The organism is Deinococcus wulumuqiensis R12 (assembly GCF_011067105.1).
Classification (GTDB): Bacteria; Deinococcota; Deinococci; order Deinococcales; family Deinococcaceae; genus Deinococcus; species Deinococcus wulumuqiensis.
Genome location: NZ_CP049357.1, coordinates 2,014,603 through 2,035,081, shown reverse-complemented (window position 1 = coordinate 2,035,081; position 20,479 = coordinate 2,014,603). Strand labels below are relative to the sequence as shown.

The window sequence follows — 20,479 nt, the reverse complement described above, 5'->3', positions numbered from 1 at the left end:
TATCCTGACCCCATGTGGACTCGCCTTCCTTCCAGCGGCCTGCGCGTGACCGGCGCCGACCGGACCGACTTCGTGCATGGGCAGATGACCGGCGACCTGCGCGGCGCCCCCACGCCCGGCCTGGTGCCCTGCGCGTTCCTGAACGTGCGCGGCCAGATCGAGCAGTTTGCCCGCGCTTACCGCCGCCCCGACGACATCTACCTGCATCTGGACGCGGGGCAGGCCGCTCCCCTCGCCGCCCGACTGCGGCGCTACATCATCTTCGACCAGGTGGAACTGGAAGACGTGTCGGACACGCTGCGTAGCGTGCATGTCTGGGACCAGGCCGCGCCCGGCTGGGACGAGGCGGGCGCCGCCGCTCAGCAGTGGACCCTGGGCGACTCGCTGGTGCTCGGCGGGCGCGTGGACCGCAGCGGGCGCCCCGGCGTGGACCTGCACTACCTCGCCCGCGACGAGGCCGCGGTGCTCGCTGAGCTGGGAGGCGAGGAACGCCCGCTGAGCGACCTCGACGCGCTGCGAATCGTTGCCGGTATCCCCGACATCCACCGCGACGCCCTGACCGGCACCCTGCCGCAGGAGGTCGGGCTGGACGTGCGCGGTCCGCTGCCCGCCATCAGCTACCGCAAGGGCTGCTACGTGGGTCAGGAAATCATGGCCCGCATCGAGGCGCGGGGGCAGACCCGCTTTCATCTGGCGCGGGTGGTGGGCGAGGGGGTGCCGTCCCACGCCGAAATTCGCCAGGGTGAAAAGGTGGTGGGACAAACCGGCCTGAGCAGCGGCCCGCACGCTCTGGCCCGGTTGCGCCGCGAACTGGAAGACGGCGCGGCAGTGAATGTCGGCGCGGCGGTAGAAGTCGGCGGCGTCACGGCGCACGTTCAGTTGCTCGGCCATGACTGAGCGCCCCCCCCTGCTGACCCGCCTCGGCGCCGCCCTGCGCGGCACACCCGCCGAACGGGTGGCGGGGCTGCGGCTGGCGCTGCGGCTCGCGTTTCTGGTGCTGGCGCTGCCGGGGTTGCCGCTGGGCCTGCTCTACCTCTTGACTCGCCCGGCGCCGCTGGGCCTGCCGGTGACCGCCGCCCTGGTCCTGACCGCCGTGCTGCTGGGTCTCGGCACGCTGTGGCTGGCCCGCCGCGCGGCGGTCAGTCCCCAGATTCCACGTGAGCAGCGCGGTCTGAGCGCCGCCATTCAGGGGGCCAGTGCGCCCGCCGTCGCCTTTTTGCTGGGGTGCGCGTCGCTGTCGTCCTGGCCCGCCGCGCTGCTGCTGTGGGCTGTGGCGGCGGCCTTCTACGGCGCCGTATGGCACCAGCTTCCCGCGTGGGCGGCTCAGGACAAAACCTGAAAAAGCCGTCCTGAAGGGCTGCCCCACTTTTTCCTGGCCCGCTTCCCGACCCGCCAAGCCTGCCCAAAATCACCTCCTTGACACGAGTCAAGATAGGTGGCACACTACGGCCAGCCAGAGAAAACGGGCGGAAAGTTACGTTCCAGGCAGAGAAGTGAAGGCTGGAACCGGGGGAGGGTCGAATCATGGGAAAGACACAGCAGGGGCAGCAGACGGGCGGAGCGGTGAACGTTATCCTGTGGGCCGCCGCAGGGGGGTATATGTACGAGGGGGAGCAGGCGGAAGGCTGGAGCGAACGCTGGGTGGTGGACGGACTGGAAGACAGCCCGCGTGGTCGGCTGGCCCGCGTGGAACTGCCGAGTGGCCGCACCCGCACCGTGCCGCTGCGCGAACTGCCTGACGGCGTGCGCGAAGGCGACCTGCTCGAAGTGCGCTCGGGGGTGGGGGGGCTGGTGTTTCGCCGCCTGGAGGCCGAAACCCGCGCCGCACGGCAAGAAGCCCAGGCCCGGCTGGAGCAGCTCAACGCCGGTGAGGGTCGCCCGGGCCAGCACACGCTGAGCATCAACAGCGACGGGGAGATCGACCTGTGAGCCGGGGCACGGAGAAGGGCGCGGCCCCCCGCCGCAAGGCCGGAGAGAGCAAATCGGCCACGGGCAAGACGACCACCCGCAAGACCACCACCACGAAAACCACCAGCACCCGCGCCAAAGCGGGCACCGCGAAAAGTGCTGCCAAGAGCAGCCGCCCGGCCAGCAAATCGGGCACCTCGCGCCCCCGCAGCGCGGCCCTGGCGAAGTCGGCGCCCACCGTCCGGATGCGGGTGGACGAGCGCGACCTGCACCCCCCCCGGCGCCCCGGCAGCGCGGACATCCTGGCGGTGGCCCTGGTGGTGTTCATGTCGGTGCTGGCCGCGTGCAGCACCAGCCTGGACAAGGGCCGGGGACAGCCCACCGGCCAGACCGGGCAGCCTGCCCCGCAGGGTGAGGTCAGCGTGCAGTTTCTGGACGTGGGCCAGGGCGACGCGGTGCTGGTCCGCAGTCCGGAAGGCAAGACCCTGCTGGTGGACGGCGGGCGCAGCGCCGAGCGGATGCGCGAGCAACTGGAGCGGCAGGGCGTGGACAAGATCGACCTGATGGTCGCCTCGCACGCCGACGCCGACCACATCGCGGGGCTGGTGGAGGCGGCAAGAACGGGCCGCCCCACCCTCTTTATCAACAACGGTCTGGGCGGCACCACCCGGACCTGGGAGCGGCTGGTGACGGCCCTCGAAGGCGCGGGCACCACCTTCCAGAAGGCGAACAATCAGGTCATCAACCTCGGGAGCGTGAAGGTGCGCGTCATCGCTCCCCCGTCCGGCATGGGTGACGACCAGAACGAAAACTCGGTGGGCGTGCGCGTCGAATTCGGGCAGTTCGCCGCGCTGCTCACCGGGGACTCGGAAAAGAAAGAAACCCTGGCCTGGATAGAAGAAAACCGCCCCGAGATTCGCGGCCCGGTGCAGGTCTACAAGAGCATTCACCACGGCGCCGCCAACGGCGACCATCAGGCGTGGCTGGACGTGGTCAGGCCTGAAAACGTGGTCATCAGTGTGGGCGAAAACAGCTACGGGCACCCCACCCGGTCGGCCCTGGACCTCTACAAGAAAAATGGCCTGCGCGTGTTTCGCACCGACCGCCAGGGCACCGTCACCTTCAGGGGCAAAGCCGACGGCACCTACGTCTCCGACACCGAACGCTGAGCTACGGGCACAGTTGTCAAACGCACAGGGCCGCTGGCCCGAATTGTCGTTTCTGGACTTCAAAACAAAAGAATCGGGGCGCGTGGCCGGGGATTTCCCGCAAACCACGCGCCCTTTTTTCGCTCTCTGCTACCGTTCTTCCAGCGCCAGTTCCACCAGCCGGGTCACCAGTTCGCTGTAGCTCAGGCCCGCCGCCTCGAACAGCTTGGGGTACATGGAAGTGGTGGTAAAGCCGGGCATGGTGTTGACTTCGTTCAGGAACAGTTCGCCGGTCTCTTCGACGTAGAAGAAGTCCACCCGCGCCAGCCCCGCGCAGTCCAGCGCCCGGAAGGTCCGCAGCGCGAGGTCGCGGACGCGCTCCGAGACTTCGGCGGGCAGCCGGGCCGGAATGTGCATCTCGGCGCGGCCCTCGGTGTATTTGGTCTCGTAGTCGTAGAAGTCGGCGTCGAAGCTCAGTTCGCCCACCGGACTGGCGATGGGCGCGTCGTTGCCCAGGATGCCCACTTCCACCTCACGCGGCTTATGCGGCGTCATCGCTTCCAGAATTACCCGGCGGTCCAGACCGAAGGCAAGGGTGAGCGCGGCGTCCAACTCCTCGTCACGGCTGACCTTGCTGATGCCCACGCTCGACCCCAGGTTGGCGGGTTTGACGAACAGCGGGTAGCCCAGTTCGGCGGCCCGCGCCCGCACGCTGCCTGGGGCCTGCTGCCACTCGCGCCGCACGGCGAGGCGCCACGCGACCTGCGGAATGCCCGCTGAGTCGAGCACCTGTTTGGTCATCACTTTGTCCATGCTGACCGCGCTGCCCAGCACGCCGCTGCCGACAAACGGAATCCCGGCGAGGGTGAGCAGGCCCTGAATGGTGCCGTCTTCGCCCATCGGCCCGTGCAGCAGCGGAAACACGGCGTCGTAGCCCTCGGCGGCGGCGGCGCGGTGCAGCATCAGGTCGCCGCCCTGGGACGACACGCCGGTCTCGAGCGCCTTTTGCGTCTCGGTGGGCGGCAGCCAGCGCCCCTGCTTGCTGATGACCACCGGGGTCACGTCGAACTGGTCACGGGGCAGCGCGCCGAGCACGCTCCGGGCACTTCTGAGACTGACTTCGTGTTCTCCGGACTGGCCCCCGGCCAGCAGCAAAATGCGCCTTTTCACGCGGGGCAGTATGGCAGCTCATCCGGCCCCCGGTGGAATCTCCGGGCGTAGGGGCGGAAACCGGAGGCAGGCCGCATCAGGCTCCGCGCTGGCCTGTGCCTTCTCTGGCCCCCACCCACGAGTCTGGCCCCCGCGTTTCTCCTGGGCTATCATCGGGGCCGTCCAACTCCTTATACGTCGTCAGGGTTCACCGTGGTTTCGGTGCCGAAAGTGACTGCACCTGTACCTCTCCGTGACCCGGCGCTGTATCTTCATGCACACACATCACGTTCTTTTCAGGAGACCTATGAAAAAAGTTGCACTTCTCAGCACCCTTCTTCTCGCCGGAAGCGCCCTCGCGGCCTCGCCCAAAGACACCCTGGTCCTTCAGTACGGCTCCGACGTTCCCACCCTCGACCCCGGCGTGGCCTACGACACCGCCTCGGGCGAAATGATCGAAAACATGTACGAGACGCTCGTGGGGTACAAGGGCAACTCGCTCAAGACCCTCGAACCCGTGCTGGCGACCAAGTGGACGGCCAGCAACGGCGGCAAGACCTACACCTTCGACCTGCGCAAGAACGTCAAGTTCCACTCCGGCGCGGTCATGACCTGCACCGATGCCGAGTACACCTTCGAGCGCAACCTGGTGACCAACTCCGCCGAGTCGGGCAACTGGTTTATCGCCGAGTCGCTGCTGGGCACCCAGAGCAACGCCAATGACGACAAGAACGTCACCTGGGCCAAAATCGACAAGTCCGTGGAGTGCAACAGCAAGGGCCAGCTCGTCTTTACCCTGCCCAAGGTGGACCCGGCGTTCCTCGCCAAGCTCGCCTACGCGGGCCAGAGCATCGTCGAGAAAAAATACAACGCGGGCATCGGCGAGTGGGACGGCACCGAAAAGACCTGGAAAAGCTGGGTCGGCAAGGACCTGACCGGCTCCAACCTGTCGAAAAAGCCCAACGGCACCGGCCCCTACCGCCTCGTCAAGCAGGACGCCAACAACCTGCTGTTTCAGGCCTTTGGCGGCTACTGGGGCAAGGCTCCGACCATCAAGAACGTGATTCGCCAGAAGGTGACCGAAATCGCGCCCCGTCAGCAGGCCTTCCTGCGCGGTGACGCCGACGTGATCGAGGGCGGCGGGCGCAACGTGGACGAGGCGCAGATCAAGGGCAAGCCCGGCGTGGCCTGGGTGGACAACCTGCCCAACACCACCTCCACTGTCATCTTCATGAACCAGAACATCAAGGCGACGAACCTGCTGGGCAGCGGCAAGCTCGACGGCAAGGGCATCCCGGCCAACTTCTTCAAGGATGCCAACCTGCGCCGCGCCTTCTCGTACTCCTTCAACTACCAGCAGTACATTGCCGACGTGCAAAAGGGCAAGGGCAAGCAGCGCACCATGGCCCTGCCCGACTCGTTCCTGGGCTACGACCCCAAGGTCAGCACCTACAAGTTTGACAAGGCCAAGGCCACGCAGTACTTCAAGCAGGCCTGGGGCGGCAACGTCTGGAAAAACGGCTTCACCATGACCGTCAACTACCGCGCCGGCAGTGTGCCCGCGCAGACGGCGATGGAAATCCTCAAGCGCAACGTCGAAGCCATCAACCCCAAGTTCCGAATCAACATCCAGCCCAAGCAGTGGAGCGAAATGCTCTCGGCCTCCAAGAAGGGCGAAGAAGCGATGGTCATGATCGGCTGGGCGCCCGACTACGCCGACCCCGACAACTTCATCTACACCTTCTACGCGTCCGACGGCTTCTACAGCCCCCGCAGCAACTTCAAGGACGCCAGCATCGACAAGTGGGTCAAGCAGGCCCGCGCCACCGTGAACACCGCCGAGCGCAGCCGCCTGTACAGCCTGGTCGGCAAGCGTGCCTACGAGCAGGCCCCCTACATCCTGGTGCCCGGCGGCGTGAACTACACCTTCTACCGCAACAACATCGTGGGCGTCAGCGCGAGCACCTACAACCCCATGACCTCGGGCACCCTGGGCGTGCTCTGGAAGGACCTGAGCAAGAAGTAATGAAGTAATAAGGGTCGCAGTTGAATTGCTCAGTTTGGTTCAAACCCGTATAAGGGGCGCTGCGTCGCACAGCGGATGAAGCGGGGAAGAAGCGGGTCCGGTCAGGACAACCTTCTTCCCCGCCCTCTGCTGCCGTCATGAGTCGCCCGGTGGCGGTTTTTTCACCGGACGGCAGGCCATTTGGCGTAGAGTGACCAACTTGAGGCTCTTATGATCAATTTCATTGTCAGACGACTGATCCAGATCCCGCTGGTGATGCTGGTGCTGTCGCTGCTGCTGGTGGGAGTGACACAACTTCTTACGCCAGAGCAGCGGGCGGCCCCCTACATCCGTGGTGACAACCAGGCTTCGCGTATCGAGCAGATTATCGAGCAGCGCGGCCTGAGAGACCCCTTTCCTGTCCAGTACGGTCGCTGGGCCAGCGGCGCAGTCCAGGGTGACCTGGGCTTTTCGCGGGCGAGCGGCAAAGACGTCATCGAAACCATCAAGGAGCGGCTGCCCAACACCATTGAGCTGACGCTGCTCACCGCCATTCCGATTCTGCTGCTCAGCGTGTGGCTGGGGTCGCTCAGCGCCCTGAACAAGGACAAGTTCATCGACCAGGTGCTGCGCGTGCTGACCATCCTGGGCTACAGCCTGCCGACCTTCGTGCTGGGCATCGTGCTGCTGGCAGTCTTTTACGCTTATCTGGGCTGGCTGCCGGGCGCCGGGCAACTGGAGGTCATCAACCAGTTCGCGGTGTCCGACATGAAGCGCTACACCGGCATGCTGTCGGTGGACGCCATGCTCAACGGGCGCTGGAACGTGGCCTGGGACGCCCTGCGGCACATGATCCTGCCCGCCGCCACCCTGGCAATCGTCAGCAGCGCCGACATCATCAAGGTGATGCGCAATTCCATGCTGGACGTGCTGAGCAGCGACTACATCCGCACCGCCCGCGCCAAGGGGCTGACCCCCGGCGTGGTCAACCGCAAGCACGCCCGGCGCAACGCCCTGCTGCCGATCATCACCCTCGGCGGCCTGCTGGTCATCAACCTGCTCAGCGGCTCGCTGATTACCGAAACCATCTTCGCTTACCCCGGTATCGGGCAGTGGGTGGTGCAGTCGGCACTCCAGATCGACCTCGCGGGCGTGCTGGGCTTCGCGCTGCTTTCCGCCCTGATCGTGGTCGTTATGAACACTCTGGTCGACATCCTCTACGGCATCGTCGACCCCCGCGTGAGGTTTGACTGATGGCAAGTGTGACTTCGACTCCGGCGGCCCCCGGCGCGGCTCCGCGTGGGCGCAGCTTCTGGACCTCCCCGGCCCTGCGTAAGCTGCGGCGCAACCCGCTCGCGCTGAGCGGCCTGTTCATCATCCTGCTGTTCGGCCTGATGGCGCTGTTCGCGCCCCTGATCGCCCGGCCCACCGGCAACTGCCTGCGTGACCTGGGCATGGAGAGCCAGAACCAGATTTTCCAGCCGCAGTTCGCGCTCAGGGCGATGTTCATGGCGCCCGACGAGTGCTACAAGATGGAACGCGTGAGCTTCGCGCAGGAACCGGCCCCGGCCAGCACGGTCAAGGACACGTTCGCGCCGTTCGGCACCGTCAACGGCTACAACATCTTCTACGGCCTGGTCTGGGGCACACGCACGGCCCTCAAGATGTCGTTCATCATCGTGGGCATCACCCTGGCGCTCGGCATCCTCATCGGCGCGATCAGCGGCTTTTACGGCGGCTGGGTGGACAACCTGATTCAGCGCTTCATCGACGTGATCTACGCTCTGCCCCCGCTGGTGCTGACCGTGACCATCCTGACCATCCTGCGGGCCAAGAATCCGGGCGGCGACCCCACCGGCCCCATCATCTTCGCCATGTGCATCACCGGCTGGGCGGGCTACGCCAAGGTGATTCGCGGCGACATCCTCAAGACCCGGCAACTGGAATACGTGGACGCCGCCCGCGCCCTGGGCGCCCGCGACCTGCGCATGATTCTGCGCCATGTGGTGCCCAACTCGCTGACCACCGTGTTCACCCTGGCGGTGCTGGCGCTCGCCACCGTGCCGCTCAGCGTGGCCGCGCTGTCCTTCCTGGGTCTGGGCTTCGAGTCCGGCTACAGCGAGTGGGGGCAGCTCATCGACTTTGCCCGCGCCTGGCTCAAGCCGGACTACTGGTACGTGCTGGCGTTCCCGGCCATCTTCATCGTGCTGTTCAGCCTCGCCTTCAACCTGTTCGGCGACGGCCTGCGCGACGCGCTCGACCCCAAAACACGGTGATGGGTGATGGGTTCGGCCTTGCGGCCTGATGGATGATGGAAAAAGCACTGCTCCCCCCGCTGCGGCTGGGGGAGTTTTCTTTGGGTAGAGTGCCTTATGACGGTTGACCTGACCCAGATGTTTGAGCGGTTGGAACACTGGTTGGCCGCTCATGCGCCGCGAATTCACGCCGAGTTGGAAGCGGGCGCGAGTGACGCCGACCTGGACGCGCTGGAAGTCGCCACCGGGCACCGACTCCCTGCTGCCTACCGTGCGCTTTACCGCCGCCACCAGGACTGGGGGCAGACCTTCCCGCTCGACCATGTGCCGCTGGGTCACGTGCTGCACGAGTGGCTGGTCTGGCAGCAACTGGAAGCCGAGTTTCAGGAGATGCAGGACCACACCTCGCACCCGGCTGGGGCCATCACGCCGCAGTACATCAACCTGGGCTGGATTCCCTTCCTGAAAGACTGGGGCGGCAACAGTGTCGGCATAGACCTCGCGCCAGGGCCGGGGGGCGTCAGTGGGCAGGTCATCACCTTCGGGCGCGACGAGCGGGACAAGTACGTGCTGGCAAGCAGCCTGGAGGACTTTTTGCAGGAGTACCTGTGCCGCCTGGAAACGGAGCGGGTGACGTCTAGCCTCTCCGACGAACCCCCAGGCCAGGCCGAGCATCTCGCCCTGCACGACGCGAGCGGGCAGCCGGTGGACACTTACCGGACGCTCGCGGACCTCTTTCCCGGTTTCGGTGCTTCGCCCCGGCGGTAGGGGCACACATGCCATCTCAGGCCGGGCGTATCCTGCCCCTTATGAAGTGGCTTCGTGACCCCGGCCTCGCGCCGATTGTGGAGAAGGTGGAGGCCGGAGAGCGGCTGACGTTCGACGAGGGCATGCGCCTGTTTCACACCCGCGACCTGAACACGCTGATGCGGCTGGCCGACCTGCAAAAGCGGCGGCTGCACGGCGACAAGGTGTATTTCGTCCACTCCATGCGGCTGGAATTCACCAACATCTGCTACGTGGGCTGCACCTTCTGCGCGTTCGCGGCGCACAAGAATGAGGAACGGGCCTGGGACTACGACCCCGACGAGGTGGTGCGGCAGGTGGGCCGCCGTTACCTCCCCGGCATCACCGAACTGCACATGAGCAGCGGGCACCACCCCAACCACAAGTGGGAGTACTACCCGGCGATGGTGCAGAAGCTGCGCGAGGCGTACCCGGATTTGCAGGTCAAGGCGTTCACCGCCGCCGAAATCGAGCACCTGTCCAGAATCAGCAAAAAGCCCACGCTGGAAGTGCTGCGCGAGTTGCAGGGGGCGGGACTCGCGGCGATGCCGGGGGGCGGCGCGGAAATCTTTGCCGACCGGGTGCGGCGGCAGGTCGCCAAGAACAAGGTCAAGGCCGAGAAATGGCTGCAAATCCACCGCGAAGCGCACTCGCTGGGCATGCGAACCAACGCCACCATGCTCTACGGCCACATCGAGACGCTGGAAGAACGCCTCGACCACATGCACCGCCTGCGCGAGGTGCAGGACGACAGTATTGCTCAATTTGGGGGCGGCTTCCATGCCTTCATTCCGCTGGCCTTTCAGCCGCTGGGCAACACGCTGGCGCAGAACCTCGGCAAGACCGAGTACACGACGGGTCTGGACGACCTGCGCAACCTCGCGGTGGCCCGCATCTATCTCGACAACTTCCCTCATATCAAGGGCTACTGGGTGATGATCGGCAGTGAGCTGACCCAGGTGTCGCTGGACTGGGGCGTGTCGGACATCGACGGCACCATTCAGGAGGAGCACATCGCGCACGCGGCGGGCGCCACCTCCCCGATGGCCCTGAGTCAAGCAGGCATGGTGAAGATGATTCAGGCGGCGGGGCGTGTGCCGGTGCTGCGCGACGCCTACTACAACGAACTGGAGGTGTTCGGGCGCAGCGGGTTAGACGCGGCGGACTGAGGTCGATGGTTTCGCTGCGCTGATGGTATAGGGGAGAGGGACAGTTAGCCCCGCCAGTACCCCGGCGTCTCCGTCGCGGGCAGCAGCGGCACCCGCTCCACCTGACCGGCCCGCTCCGACAGCGCCTCGGCTTCGGCCCGTGCCCGCTGCGGCCCCAGCCAGCCGCGCCAGTAGGCTTCCAGCGTGCGGGTGACGAGGCCCAGCGGCACAGTGTCGCCGCCGTCCAGCGGGCAATACAGCAGGTCGAGGTCTTTGAGCGGGCCACCGTCCTCGCCGCCCACCGGCTGCCAGTAGGGGAGGTCCACCGTCCGCAGCCCCAGCGCGTGCAGTTGCCTGCGCCGCACCAGGGGGTCGCTGCCGCTGCGGGCTTCGGCTTCGCGCTCGGCGGCGCTCTGGCGGCTGGCGTGTACGCTGTCGGCGAACATCCCGCTCAGGCCCGCTGCCCGCAAGTCCTCCAGGCTGGCCGCGTGCAGCGCCCGTCCTGCGCCCTGCCCCCGCGCCGCATGCGAGACGCCCATGAACGAGTTGAAGCCCGCCGAAGGCAGCAGACTGTAGAGGGTGCCCCCGACGACTTCTCCGCTGCGCTCGGCCACCAGAATCCGGTCGTTGCGCCCGCCCGGCGTTCCGGCCACCAGACGGGAAAAGGCAGCGGGCGGAATCAGCATTTCGGGGGCGTAGTAGCTCGCTTCCTGAATGCGCCCGAAGGCGGCCAGGGCGGGGTCGTCCGGGTCGGTGACGCGGCGGACGGTGACGGGCGAGGCGCAAGCAGGCATGGGCAGAGGCTAGAGCAGTTCTCCGAATGACGTGATGCGCGGAATGGCACCCCTCATCACTCCATTCTCTGCCCCGCAGAGCTTTGCAAGTCCGCCCTGCTCCGTGTTTTGCACTCTCTCTCTGCGAGCTGTCCCAGTCCGCTCGCCAAAAAGACGTTGCGTCTTTGTGTCAAATGCTCTAGAGCGCGGCGGGGCTACACTCGGTGAATGATTTTTCCTTCGGCCTCTCTACAAGGGCCAACGCCATGACCACCGAGCCACGGGACGGCACTCCTTACCGTGCGGGCTGGATTCACTTCACCAACGTCGCGCCCATCCTCGATTCGCTGGAACTGCCGCCGGGCGTGACCGCCATTACCGGCGTGCCCACCCAGATGAATGCCGCGCTGCTCGCGGGTGAGGTGGACATCGCCAACATCAGCGCGGTGGAGTTCATCCGGCACGCCGATACGCTCGCGGCGCTGCCCGACTTCAGCGTGGCGGTGCTGGGGCCGGTGTACTCGGTCAACCTCTTTCACACCTGCCCGCTGCCCGAACTGCGGCGGGTGGCGCTGACCAGTCAGTCGGCCATGAGCGTGGCGCTGCTCGAAGTGCTGCTGCGGCAAAAAGGCCTCTCGCCCGTGCTGGAGCGGGCCGAGGGCACCGCCGAATCGCTGCTGGCGGCGGGCTACGACGGCGTGCTGCGCATCGGTGACGACGCCCTGCGCGAGTGGTACGGGGTGGTGGGGCCGCTGACCCCCGAGCGCACCATGACCAACCTGCCGCACGCGGCGCGGGGCATCACCGTGACCGACCTCGCCGAGGAGTGGTTCAACCTCACCGGCCACCCCTTCACGTTTGCGGTGTGGGCCTACCGCAAGGACAACCCGCCGCCCGCCGCGCTCATTCGGGCCATGCGGGAAGCGCGGCGCCGGGGAATCGGGCATCTGGCGGACGTGTCGCAGCGGCACGCGCAGAAGCTGGGCCTTCCCGAACGGGTGGTGCAGCACTACCTGTGGAACTTCCGCTACCACCTGGAAGCGCCCGACCGTCTGGGCCTGCGCGAATTCGCGGCGCTCGCGGTGCCGGGGCACACCGAATTGCAGTTCGGGGAGCAATAAAAAAACCGGACACGCGGTCCGGTCCGGGGTGGGAAAAGCGGCTCAGCCCTGCTCTGTGGCAGGCACCGAGCGGGCTTCTTCCACGTCCTTCTTTTCCTTGAGCTTGTCGTGTTCGGTGTTGCGGGCGGCCTTGGCCTCGCGGTCGTTCACACCCTTGAAGGAAGGCTTGTGCTCGTCCTCGATCTCATGCACTTCCTTCTCGTTGCGCTCGTACTGCTCGGGGAGGCTGGTGTGGCCCTTGTTCTTGTCGTCTTTGTCCGGCATGGGAGCAGCGTGTCACGGCCAGGGGCAGCGAGTGCGAGAGAAGGCTCAACTCGGGTTGAGAGATGAAGGCCAGGTTCAGGAGCAGGAGCCGGACCGGAGCCGCGCCTATACTTCGCCCTATGTCGGACGTTTCTCCCGCCCCCCGCCCCGAAGGGCTGCACGAACAGACCGTGGCCCGCCTGAACAACCTTGGCGCGCAGGTCGCCGCCGGATTCGAGGCCCACCCCTACAGCTACCCCCGCACCCACCACGCCCGCGACGTGCTGGCGGCGCACCCCGGCGACCTAACCCCCGGCGACAGGTGGGAGGCCGAAACCTACTCGCTCGCGGGCCGCGTGACCCTGATGCGGCACATGGGCAAGGCGGCCTTTGCCGACCTCAGCGACGAACACGGCACGCTGCAACTGTTTTTCTCCAAGGCCGACACCACGCAATTTGACGCCACCAAGAAAATCGACCTGGGCGACATCATCGGCGTCAAGGGTCACCCGTTCGTGACCAAAACGGGCCAACTGACGCTGCACGTGACCGAGTGGCAGCCGCTGGTCAAGAGCCTGCACCCGCTGCCCAGCAAGTTTCACGGCCTTCAGGACGAAGAACTCCGCGCCCGCCGCCGCTACGTGGACCTGATGGTGAACAGCGAAAGCCGCGAGGTGTACCGCACCCGCTCACGGATGATTCGCTTTATCCGCAATTTCCTCGACAGCCGTGACTTTATGGAAGTCGAAGGCCCCACCCTGCAAGTCGTTCCCGGCGGCACCGAGGCCAAGCCCTTCAAGACCTTCCACAACGCACTGGGCCACGAGTTCAGCCTGCGCATCAGCCTGGAGCTGTACCTCAAGCGCCTGCTGGTCGGCGGCTTCGAGCGCGTGTACGAAATCGGGCGCAACTACCGCAACGAGGGCATCGACCGCACCCACAACCCCGAATTCACCATGCTGGAGGCGTATTTCGCTTACGGTGACTACAACGACATGATGAAGCTGGTCGAGCAACTGCTGCACGACCTCGTGGTGGAGCTGAACGGCGAGCCGAAGCTGACCTACCAGGGCAAGGAGCTGGATTTCTCGCTGCCTTTCAAGCGGCTGGACTTCGTGACGGCGCTGAGGGAACAGGCCAAGCTCGACTTCGACCCGCTCGACCTGCAAAAGCTGCGCGAATGGTCGGACATTCACCACCCCGAACACCGCAAGACTCCCGATTACAAGCTGCTCGACAAGCTCGGCGGCGAGTACGTGGAGCCGCTGCTGCAAAACCCGACCTTCCTGGTGGATATGCCGCTGGTGATTAGCCCGCTGGTCAAGACCCACCGCGAGCGCGAAGGGCTGGCCGAACGCGCCGACCTGTACGTGGCGGGCTTCGAGCTGGCGCCGATTTACTCGGAACTCAACGACGCCCTCGACCAACGCGCCCGTTTCGAGGCGCAGACCGCCCGCCGCGAGGCCGGGGACGACGAGGCGCACGAGCAGGACGAGGACTTCCTGCTGGCGCTGGAATACGGGATGCCGCCGACTGCGGGTATGGGCATGGGCATGGACAGGCTGGCGATGCTGCTGACCGACCGCGACTCCATCCGCGACGTGCTGCTGTTCCCGCTGCTCAAGCCGGAGGGGGGACAGGGGCAGGAGGACGCAGAAGGCTGAAGGCAAATGGCTAAAAAATAAATAAGGAAGGCTGGAGCCTGGGCGCCCCGGCCTTTCCCTTGACACCAAAATCTACATAACTAGATAATCTGCCTATGCCCCGGCGACCTCATACCAGTCCACATACCCGCGCCGTGCTTTCGGCATTGCTCTCAAGCTATCCGGCGCAGACCTACGGGTACGACCTCAGCAAGGCCACCGACCTGAAAAGCGGCACGCTCTACCCGATTTTGCAGCGCCTGCACGAGCAGGGTTACCTCGAAGCCGAGTGGGAGCCGTCGCCGCATGAGGGCAAGCCGCCGCGTCACGTCTACCGCCTGACGCAGGAGGGGCTGCGGCTGGCGCGGGAGCGGCGCGAGGAGGAGCGGGGCGTACTGCGCGGGGCGCTGCTGTGAGACGCGACGAGTGGCAGGCCGCGATGGAACAGGAAGCGGCAAGTGTGGAAGACATCCACTGGGCGCAGCAGACCCGCCGCGTCGCCTGGGGCCTGCGGCGCCGCGCCGAGTTGCGGGCGGCCTTGGCCTGGCGGCCCCTGAGTCGGCTGCTGCTGGTGCTGTCGCTGCCTCCTCTGGGCGTTCTTCTGGTCGCGTCCCTATCCCGGCTGCCCGACCCCGTGACCGGAGAAGCGGTCAGGGTTCTAAATACGGGCGCCGGAATGCTGCTGCTCCTCGTCTGGCTGGCCCGTTACGTATGGTTGGGGTACGCACCCTGGGCGCTGGCGGCGGTGGCGAGTCTGCTTCCCTTCACGCTGTGGTTCGGTTTACGGATGGCGAACGCCTGGGAGCTGCTGCTCTCCTCTCTACTGACGTTCGCTTTGCTCTGGGGCTTCGGCTGGGCGCTCAGCCGGCTGAAGTCGGAAGGTGAAGAGGAGGCAGTATGAACCGCGACGAGTGGCAACAGGCGATGGAGAACGAAGCGGAGAGTGTGGGAGACGTTCACTGGGCAAAGGAAACCCGCCAGGCCGCGCAGCGTTGGTGGGCCGACTTGCCCCTGCCGCTGTGCCTTTTCGCGGCTCTGGCCGTCGCTCAGGTGCTTCTCTTCGCCTCGCATCCGCCCGCGCAACTGTGGTTGAGCATCATGCTGGTCGTGGCGGCCTGCTCTGCGGTTTTGGGTTGGCGCGGCGTCCATCCCTTCGCCGCTGGCGTGGGCGCGCTGGCTTACTTCCCAGCGGCTTGGCTGACAGTGGTGCTGTGGCAGTGGCTCGCGCCTCACTCCGCGCCCTTCCTGCCGGGAATAGACGACATGGGGAGCGTGGTCCTGGTCGTCCTGGCAGCCAATGCCGCTTCCGTCGGTCAGTTCTTCAGACACAAGCGGCAAGGCCGCTGGGTCAAACTGTAGGGAACACAAACGAAAAAGGCTGGAGTGCATAGGCTCCAGCCTCGTTTTCCATCCTCAATCACCGAGGCTTCACACCATCGGCAGCGAGGTCATCCCGCCGGGCAGGTCACCTTCCGCCTGCCCTTCCTTGCCCTGCATGCGGGCGGTGACGGCGAGGCCCGTGGGCGTCTGCGCCAGTCCACCGTCGGCGGTTTCGCGCAGGGCGGCGGGCATCATGCGGCCCACCGAGGCCATCGCGCCCAGCACTTCGTCGGGTGGAATGAAAGATTCGAGTTGCGCCAGGGCCAGTTGCGCGGCACTTACGGCGTGGACGGCAAAAAAGGCGTTGCGGCTCACGCACGGCACTTCCACGTAGCCGCCCACCGGGTCGCACACCAGCCCGATGGTGTTCATCAGCGCGAGGCTGGCGGCGTGGACAGCGGCGCGGGGGGTGCCGCCGAGCAGTTCCACCACCGCTGCCGCCGCCATCGCCGCGCTGGAGCCGATTTCGGCCTGACAGCCGCCCGCCGCGCCGGAGATGAACATGCGCTTGCTGATGGCCTTGCCCACGCCCGCCGCCAGAATCATGGGGTCCACCAGCCGCTCGTCGGGGATGTTCAGGTGGTCGGCCACGCCGATCAAAGCGCCGGGAATGGTGCCTGCGCTGCCCGCCGTCGGGGCGGCCACGATGCGGCCCATGCGGGCGTTTTCCTCGTTGACCGCCATCGCGTAAGCCTGCACCCGGCGCAGCAGCGGCGCGTTCAGGGCGTCGGGGGCGTCCCACAGGCCCTTGGCGTTCCAGCCCACCATGCCGGTGATGCTCTGGGCGTCGGTTTTCAGGCCCCGCTCGATGCTGCTTCTCATTTCGCCGATGCGGCGCAGCATCTCGGCACGGATGTCTTCGGGGTTCAGGCCAGTCTCGGCGCAGTCGCGTTCCAGCACCCACTGCGAGGCTGGCGCGGGGGCGTTCATCAGTTCTTCGAGGGTCATGGGCAGGCTCCTTCAGGCAGAGTGGGGGAAACCGACTGTAGCAGCCGGTCACTTCGGGCGCCTTCTATTCGGCCTGTCCGCCGCCGGGCTTGCCAGCGGGCCGTCCAGTGGGGCTGGACGAACACCCTCTGCGGCTGTGGCATGCAGTTCTGCCCGTTGCCGTTTGTCTGTGTTTTCAGTGTTCGGATGATAGGGCGCAGGGACGCGGCGGCCTCAACTCGCCTGCGCCTGCTGCCCCAGCCGCTCGATGATGGCTTCCAGGGCGAGCCGAAAGGCCCCTTCCTTTTCCTTTTCGCAGATTGCCGCATCGGGGCCTGGCACCTGCCCCAGAGCGGCGGCCATCTGCTGCCAGCCGACCGCGAGCGCGTAGCAGTGAATCAGAATCTGCCGGTTGATGTCCGGCGTATAGGGCATGCGGTGCACCGTCTGCTGAAGCAGTTGGTGCATATCGCGGCGAAAGTCGGCTTCGACCTCGGGGGACAGGTGGCTGCGCAAAACGGTGCTGAGCAGCAGCAGCAGCCGCCGCAGGTGGTCCTGACCCTCCAGGGCGACGATCAGCGTCGCAGTCATCTCGGAGGGAGTCCGGGGCTGCCGGGCGCCGAGCAGGTCGTTGAAGTGCTGGAACCAGGTTTGCAGATACTCGTGCAGGAGGGCCAGAAACAGCTCTTCCTTGGTGTCGAAATACAGGTAGAGGGTGCCCTTGGCGAGTCTGGCTTCGCGGGCGATCTGGTTCATGCTCAGGTCGGCGTAGGAGGTCGAGAGCCACAGACGCTCGGCAGCCCGCAAAATCTCGTCGCGGCGCCGGATCTTTTCAAGTGCGCTGCGTGCACGGAGGGGACGGGAGGAAGCGACAGGCACACTCGCAACCTACACGCCCGGTCACGATCCCAACGTGAAACCATTCACCTGCTAACAAACCCCGGGTCACTAACGGGAGACTGCCTTCTCCTCACGGCTGCCCGGAACGCCTCACAGACACGGTTTTTGCTGCCCCCGAACCGGCTGATACGGATTCCGATTGAATCTGGTAGTTTCAGATTCAATCCGACTTGCAAAGCTGCGCAGCAGAGCGGATGCGATTAGGAAAGAATACGGGTTACGCGATATGGATGCACAGGCGGCGCCTTCCCAACTGTACAGGCCCGACTGTGCAGGAATTAAGCGGAATCCGTATGAGCCGACCCCGAACGTCCGCGTGACCGGGTGAGGAAAGAGTGAACTCGCGTAGGCTGACGGAAAGCGGGTCCTGGCAACCGCATGAGGCTGTCGTCAAGTGCCCTTCACCCTTCTCAGCCCGCGTTGGGCAAGTGTGACATGAACGCGCTCTGCTGGCTGCCCTCTGCCGCCTCACCCGTGAGCGGGCCGGCCCGTGCGACACTAGGAGAAACATGCGACACCCCCTGACGTTTGCCGTGACCACCGTTCTGATTGCGTCCGCACCGGCGCTGGCCCAGCAGGCCGGGACCGTGCAGGAGATCAGCGTGGTCGGAACCACCGACCTGCTGTCCGAATTTCTCAAGACGACCCTGACGGTGCAGCCCGGCGCCCCGCTTTCGGGCGTCAACCTGCGTCAGGTCGAGCAGGACGTACTCGCCAGCGGCTACTTCAAGACCGCGACCGCCGAGCTGCGGACGGTATCGGGCCGCGACACCCTGGTCATCACGGTCACCTCCAACCCGACCATCAAGGAGGTGCAGGCGTCCGGCCTGACCTTCCTGCCCGCCGACGCCTTCAAGCAGAGCATCGCCGAACTGCTCAACATCGCCCCCGGCGCGGTGCTCAACACCCAGCGCATCGAGCAGGCCAAGGAAGCGCTGGCGCAGAACTACCGTCAGGAAGGCTTTCCCTTCGTGCCCAGCATCAGCACCGAAACCAAGCTCGGCGCCGACGGCACCGCCACCGTGTCCTTCGTGGTAGACGAGTCCGCGCCGCTCAGCCGCGTGGAGATCACGGGTGCCACCCTGCTGCCCGAGGCGACGGTGCAGAACATCTTCCGGCCCCTGCAAACCAGCAAGCGCTTTACCACCCAGGCGTTTTTCGCCGCCTCCGACGCGCTTCAGGCCGCCTACGAGGAAGCCGGGTACTTTCAGGCCGGAATCGACCCGCGCAGCGTGAGCCTGGAAAACGGCGTGCTCAAGCTCAGCATGATCGAGAGCCGCGTGGCGAACGTGGACCTCTCGCCGCTCGGGACGCTGGCCCAGACCCCGGCGCTTCAGACGCAGGCGGGGCAGCCGCTCCGGCTCGCGCAGCTTCAGGCCGACGTGCGTGCCCTCGCCAACCTGACCGGCAAGCCGGTGGGCTTCGCGCTCGACCCCAACCCACAGAACCCCGCGCAGGTCACGGTGGTCTTCGGTGCCGCCGACGTGGAAAGCGGCCCGGTGGCGAGCATCGCTTTTGTCGGCAACACCAAGGTGCCGACCGAGCAGCTTCAGGCCGCCATCAAGACCAAGCCCGGCGACGTGTACTCGCCGCAGCTCGCGCAGGACGACTTCATGGCGCTGCGCAACGTCTACCGTCAGGCGGGCTTCGAAATCAGCACCCGCGACGCCATCAGCTTTCAGAACGGCGTGCTGACCTACACCCTGCGCGAGGTGCGCCTCGCCGGGTACGAACTCGCCTGGCAGGGCGAGCACCGCACCAAGGACCGCGTGATTCTGCGCGAGCTGCCCGCAGCGGGCCAGACCTTCAACAGCCGCGACGTGCAGTCGGCGCTCAGCCGCATCAGCGCCCTGGGGTACGTCACCATCAACGACGTGCGCGTCAAGAGCGACCCGCAGAACCCCGAGAACGTGACCTACGTGATCGCGCTCAGCGAGGGCCGCAGCGGGATTCCGGTCAATCTGGGCCTGGGCTACGACAGCTTGCAGGGCGGCTGGAGCGGCGACGTGGCCTACACCAACTCCAACGCCTTCGGTCTGGGCCACAGCTTCGGCGTGCGCCTCGGCGCCGTGCAGAACCAGGCCGGGCAGAACTGGGTGGGCAGCCTGAACTACACCATTCCCTGGCTCGACCTCGACTTCGCCGACTTCCGCACCACCCGCACCTCGCTCAGCTTCGGGGTGGGCAGTGAAGTGGGCGGCAACATCGCGCTGGTCGATGCGGACAAGGCCGACACCGGGCGCGACTTCACCACCCGCACCAACGGCTTCAGCCTGGGTCTGGGCCGCAACATCACCCCCAACCTGACGGCGAGCGCGAACGTGTCGTTCAACAGCCGCACCAACTACCTCGAACCCAAGCAGGAAGGCGAAACCAGCACCGTGGACGACGCGGCGGCCACCGCTCTGCTGCCCGCTTCCAGCCTGACCACCCGCCTGAGCAGCGGCCTGAACTACGACAACACCGACAACGCCAACTTCCCGGGTCGCGGCGTGCGGGCCTACGGCTCGGTGGGCTACAACGTGGGCCGCGCCGGTGACACCCCCCTGAGCTGGGTGGACGGCGAAATCGGCGTGAGCGGTTACTACGGCTTCGGCGGTCAGGTGAGGCGCTCTTTCGGGCTGGAAACCTACCGGCAGGTGCTGGCCGCCCGCGCCAACACCGGCGCCACCAGCGGCACCTTCCCCGACGGCACCGGCTACTTCATCGGCGGGTCCAACCCGCTGCCCTCGCGCGAGCTGCGCGGCCTGGAAGACGGGCAGCTGTTCGGCACCAACTACTTTTCGTCCAGCCTGGAATACCGCTACGACTTCGGTCTGTCCGGCGGCGTGGCGCAGGGTCTGTACGGTGTGGTGTTCGCCGACTACGGCGGCGTCTGGAACAAGGGCGAAGCCTTCCGCAGCGCCTACGGCGTCGGCGCGGGCGTGCAGCTCAACCTGGGGTTCGGCGGCGCGCAGCTTCCCAGCCTGCGCTTCGACTACGGCTACAGCACCCAGAACGCCCAGAAGCCCAACGGACGCTTCCACTTCCGCATCGGCAACTTCTGGTAAATCCGGCAGCGGGGCGGGCGGCTTCCCGGGTGGGCCGCCCGCT

20 protein-coding genes are annotated in these 20,479 nt (G+C 66.1%); 15 read left to right on the top strand and 5 right to left on the bottom strand.

The features are described from left to right. Positions 1-12 precede the first annotated feature (12 nt). From ygfZ to G6R31_RS09855, 4 genes are all read left to right on the top strand, one after another. Complete coding sequence (gene ygfZ / locus G6R31_RS09870) at positions 13-897, top strand: CAF17-like 4Fe-4S cluster assembly/insertion protein YgfZ (RefSeq protein WP_017871428.1); 885 nt, start codon at positions 13-15, stop codon at positions 895-897. Then, positions 890-1,339, top strand: a complete 450-nt coding sequence (locus tag G6R31_RS09865) for a hypothetical protein (RefSeq protein ID WP_017871429.1) — start codon at positions 890-892, stop codon at positions 1,337-1,339. Before ygfZ ends, G6R31_RS09865 begins: the two co-directional genes overlap by 8 nt. Positions 1,340-1,524: 185 nt before the next feature. After that, complete coding sequence (locus tag G6R31_RS09860; protein ID WP_017871430.1) at positions 1,525-1,929, top strand: DUF3006 domain-containing protein; 405 nt, start codon at positions 1,525-1,527, stop codon at positions 1,927-1,929. Beyond that, complete coding sequence (locus G6R31_RS09855) at positions 1,926-3,077, top strand: ComEC/Rec2 family competence protein (protein WP_017871431.1); 1,152 nt, start codon at positions 1,926-1,928, stop codon at positions 3,075-3,077. Before G6R31_RS09860 ends, G6R31_RS09855 begins: the two co-directional genes overlap by 4 nt. 129 nt (positions 3,078-3,206) lie before the next feature. Here the strand turns inward: G6R31_RS09855 and G6R31_RS09850 are convergent, their stop codons facing one another. Then, entirely contained in the window at positions 3,207-4,226 is a 1,020-nt protein-coding gene (locus tag G6R31_RS09850) for a D-alanine--D-alanine ligase family protein (protein WP_017871432.1), read from the bottom strand. A gap of 286 nt (positions 4,227-4,512) precedes the next feature. Between G6R31_RS09850 and G6R31_RS09845 the strand changes: the two genes are divergently transcribed. The 5 genes from G6R31_RS09845 to mqnE all read left to right on the top strand — a co-directional run bounded on the left by G6R31_RS09845 (position 4,513) and on the right by mqnE (position 10,420). Continuing rightward, positions 4,513-6,231 carry an ABC transporter substrate-binding protein gene (locus G6R31_RS09845; protein ID WP_017871433.1) on the top strand — a complete coding sequence of 573 codons (1,719 nt, stop codon included), beginning with the start codon at positions 4,513-4,515 and terminating at the stop codon, positions 6,229-6,231. 210 nt (positions 6,232-6,441) lie between these two features. Continuing rightward, positions 6,442-7,464, top strand: a complete 1,023-nt coding sequence (locus G6R31_RS09840; RefSeq protein ID WP_017871434.1) for an ABC transporter permease — start codon at positions 6,442-6,444, stop codon at positions 7,462-7,464. Then, entirely contained in the window at positions 7,464-8,486 is a 1,023-nt protein-coding gene (locus G6R31_RS09835; RefSeq protein WP_017871435.1) for an ABC transporter permease, read from the top strand. The genes G6R31_RS09840 and G6R31_RS09835 overlap by 1 nt, the downstream gene beginning before the upstream one ends. A gap of 96 nt (positions 8,487-8,582) precedes the next feature. Beyond that, the gene (locus G6R31_RS09830) at positions 8,583-9,233 is read left to right on the top strand and encodes an SMI1/KNR4 family protein (RefSeq protein WP_017871436.1); all 651 of its coding nucleotides are present in this window, start codon (positions 8,583-8,585) and stop codon (positions 9,231-9,233) included. Between the two features lie 41 nt (positions 9,234-9,274). Next, a complete protein-coding gene (mqnE, locus tag G6R31_RS09825; RefSeq protein ID WP_017871437.1) occupies positions 9,275-10,420 on the top strand; it encodes an aminofutalosine synthase MqnE in 1,146 nt (381 codons plus the stop codon). Positions 10,421-10,464: 44 nt separating this feature from the next. Here the strand turns inward: mqnE and G6R31_RS09820 are convergent, their stop codons facing one another. Continuing rightward, a complete protein-coding gene (locus G6R31_RS09820; protein ID WP_017871438.1) occupies positions 10,465-11,193 on the bottom strand; it encodes a GNAT family N-acetyltransferase in 729 nt (242 codons plus the stop codon). Positions 11,194-11,438: 245 nt separating this feature from the next. On the opposite strand from G6R31_RS09820, the gene G6R31_RS09815 reads away from it, so the two are divergent. After that, complete coding sequence (locus G6R31_RS09815; RefSeq protein ID WP_017871439.1) at positions 11,439-12,293, top strand: menaquinone biosynthetic enzyme MqnA/MqnD family protein; 855 nt, start codon at positions 11,439-11,441, stop codon at positions 12,291-12,293. Between the two features lie 42 nt (positions 12,294-12,335). Here G6R31_RS09815 and G6R31_RS09810 read toward each other — a convergent pair whose 3' ends face one another. Beyond that, positions 12,336-12,557, bottom strand: coding sequence for a hypothetical protein (locus tag G6R31_RS09810; RefSeq protein WP_017871440.1), 222 nt, complete (start codon positions 12,555-12,557; stop codon positions 12,336-12,338). Between the two features lie 119 nt (positions 12,558-12,676). On the opposite strand from G6R31_RS09810, the gene lysS reads away from it, so the two are divergent. The 4 genes from lysS (at position 12,677) to G6R31_RS09790 (ending at position 15,538) form a co-directional block, all read left to right on the top strand. Next, a complete protein-coding gene (lysS, locus tag G6R31_RS09805; protein WP_017871441.1) occupies positions 12,677-14,200 on the top strand; it encodes a lysine--tRNA ligase in 1,524 nt (507 codons plus the stop codon). Positions 14,201-14,295: 95 nt separating this feature from the next. Further along, positions 14,296-14,595, top strand: coding sequence for a PadR family transcriptional regulator (locus G6R31_RS09800; protein ID WP_025567221.1), 300 nt, complete (start codon positions 14,296-14,298; stop codon positions 14,593-14,595). Further along, positions 14,592-15,080, top strand: a complete 489-nt coding sequence (locus tag G6R31_RS09795) for a hypothetical protein (RefSeq protein WP_017871443.1) — start codon at positions 14,592-14,594, stop codon at positions 15,078-15,080. The genes G6R31_RS09800 and G6R31_RS09795 overlap by 4 nt, the downstream gene beginning before the upstream one ends. Then, positions 15,077-15,538, top strand: coding sequence for a hypothetical protein (locus tag G6R31_RS09790; RefSeq protein ID WP_017871444.1), 462 nt, complete (start codon positions 15,077-15,079; stop codon positions 15,536-15,538). Before G6R31_RS09795 ends, G6R31_RS09790 begins: the two co-directional genes overlap by 4 nt. Positions 15,539-15,607: 69 nt before the next feature. On the opposite strand, the gene sdaAA is transcribed toward G6R31_RS09790, so the two are convergent. Continuing rightward, a complete protein-coding gene (sdaAA, locus tag G6R31_RS09785; protein WP_017871445.1) occupies positions 15,608-16,507 on the bottom strand; it encodes an L-serine ammonia-lyase, iron-sulfur-dependent, subunit alpha in 900 nt (299 codons plus the stop codon). A 213-nt stretch (positions 16,508-16,720) separates the two neighbouring features. Further along, positions 16,721-17,365: a TetR/AcrR family transcriptional regulator gene (locus G6R31_RS09780; RefSeq protein WP_025567218.1), complete on the bottom strand. Its 645-nt coding sequence runs from the start codon at positions 17,363-17,365 to the stop codon at positions 16,721-16,723. 530 nt (positions 17,366-17,895) lie between these two features. Here G6R31_RS09780 and G6R31_RS09775 point away from each other — a divergent pair. Continuing rightward, the gene (locus G6R31_RS09775) at positions 17,896-20,436 is read left to right on the top strand and encodes a BamA/OMP85 family outer membrane protein (protein WP_017871993.1); all 2,541 of its coding nucleotides are present in this window, start codon (positions 17,896-17,898) and stop codon (positions 20,434-20,436) included. Positions 20,437-20,479: the final 43 nt, after the last annotated feature.

Excerpts from the sequence above, each read along its gene's own strand:
- G6R31_RS09840 (WP_017871434.1), top strand. The coding sequence starts at position 6,442 with ATGATCAATTTCATTGTCAGACGACTGATCCAGATCCCGCTGGTGATG.
- G6R31_RS09830 (WP_017871436.1), top strand. The coding sequence starts at position 8,583 with ATGACGGTTGACCTGACCCAGATGTTTGAGCGGTTGGAACACTGGTTG.
- G6R31_RS09810 (WP_017871440.1), bottom strand. The coding sequence starts at position 12,557 with ATGCCGGACAAAGACGACAAGAACAAGGGCCACACCAGCCTCCCCGAG.
- G6R31_RS09865 (WP_017871429.1), top strand. The coding sequence starts at position 890 with ATGACTGAGCGCCCCCCCCTGCTGACCCGCCTCGGCGCCGCCCTGCGC.
- mqnE (WP_017871437.1), top strand. The coding sequence starts at position 9,275 with ATGAAGTGGCTTCGTGACCCCGGCCTCGCGCCGATTGTGGAGAAGGTG.
- G6R31_RS09860 (WP_017871430.1), top strand. The coding sequence starts at position 1,525 with ATGGGAAAGACACAGCAGGGGCAGCAGACGGGCGGAGCGGTGAACGTT.
- G6R31_RS09790 (WP_017871444.1), top strand. The coding sequence starts at position 15,077 with ATGAACCGCGACGAGTGGCAACAGGCGATGGAGAACGAAGCGGAGAGT.
- G6R31_RS09775 (WP_017871993.1), top strand. The coding sequence starts at position 17,896 with ATGCGACACCCCCTGACGTTTGCCGTGACCACCGTTCTGATTGCGTCC.
- G6R31_RS09815 (WP_017871439.1), top strand. The coding sequence starts at position 11,439 with ATGACCACCGAGCCACGGGACGGCACTCCTTACCGTGCGGGCTGGATT.
- G6R31_RS09835 (WP_017871435.1), top strand. The coding sequence starts at position 7,464 with ATGGCAAGTGTGACTTCGACTCCGGCGGCCCCCGGCGCGGCTCCGCGT.
- G6R31_RS09800 (WP_025567221.1), top strand. The coding sequence starts at position 14,296 with ATGCCCCGGCGACCTCATACCAGTCCACATACCCGCGCCGTGCTTTCG.
- G6R31_RS09845 (WP_017871433.1), top strand. The coding sequence starts at position 4,513 with ATGAAAAAAGTTGCACTTCTCAGCACCCTTCTTCTCGCCGGAAGCGCC.
- G6R31_RS09820 (WP_017871438.1), bottom strand. The coding sequence starts at position 11,193 with ATGCCTGCTTGCGCCTCGCCCGTCACCGTCCGCCGCGTCACCGACCCG.
- lysS (WP_017871441.1), top strand. The coding sequence starts at position 12,677 with ATGTCGGACGTTTCTCCCGCCCCCCGCCCCGAAGGGCTGCACGAACAG.
- sdaAA (WP_017871445.1), bottom strand. The coding sequence starts at position 16,507 with ATGACCCTCGAAGAACTGATGAACGCCCCCGCGCCAGCCTCGCAGTGG.
- ygfZ (WP_017871428.1), top strand. The coding sequence starts at position 13 with ATGTGGACTCGCCTTCCTTCCAGCGGCCTGCGCGTGACCGGCGCCGAC.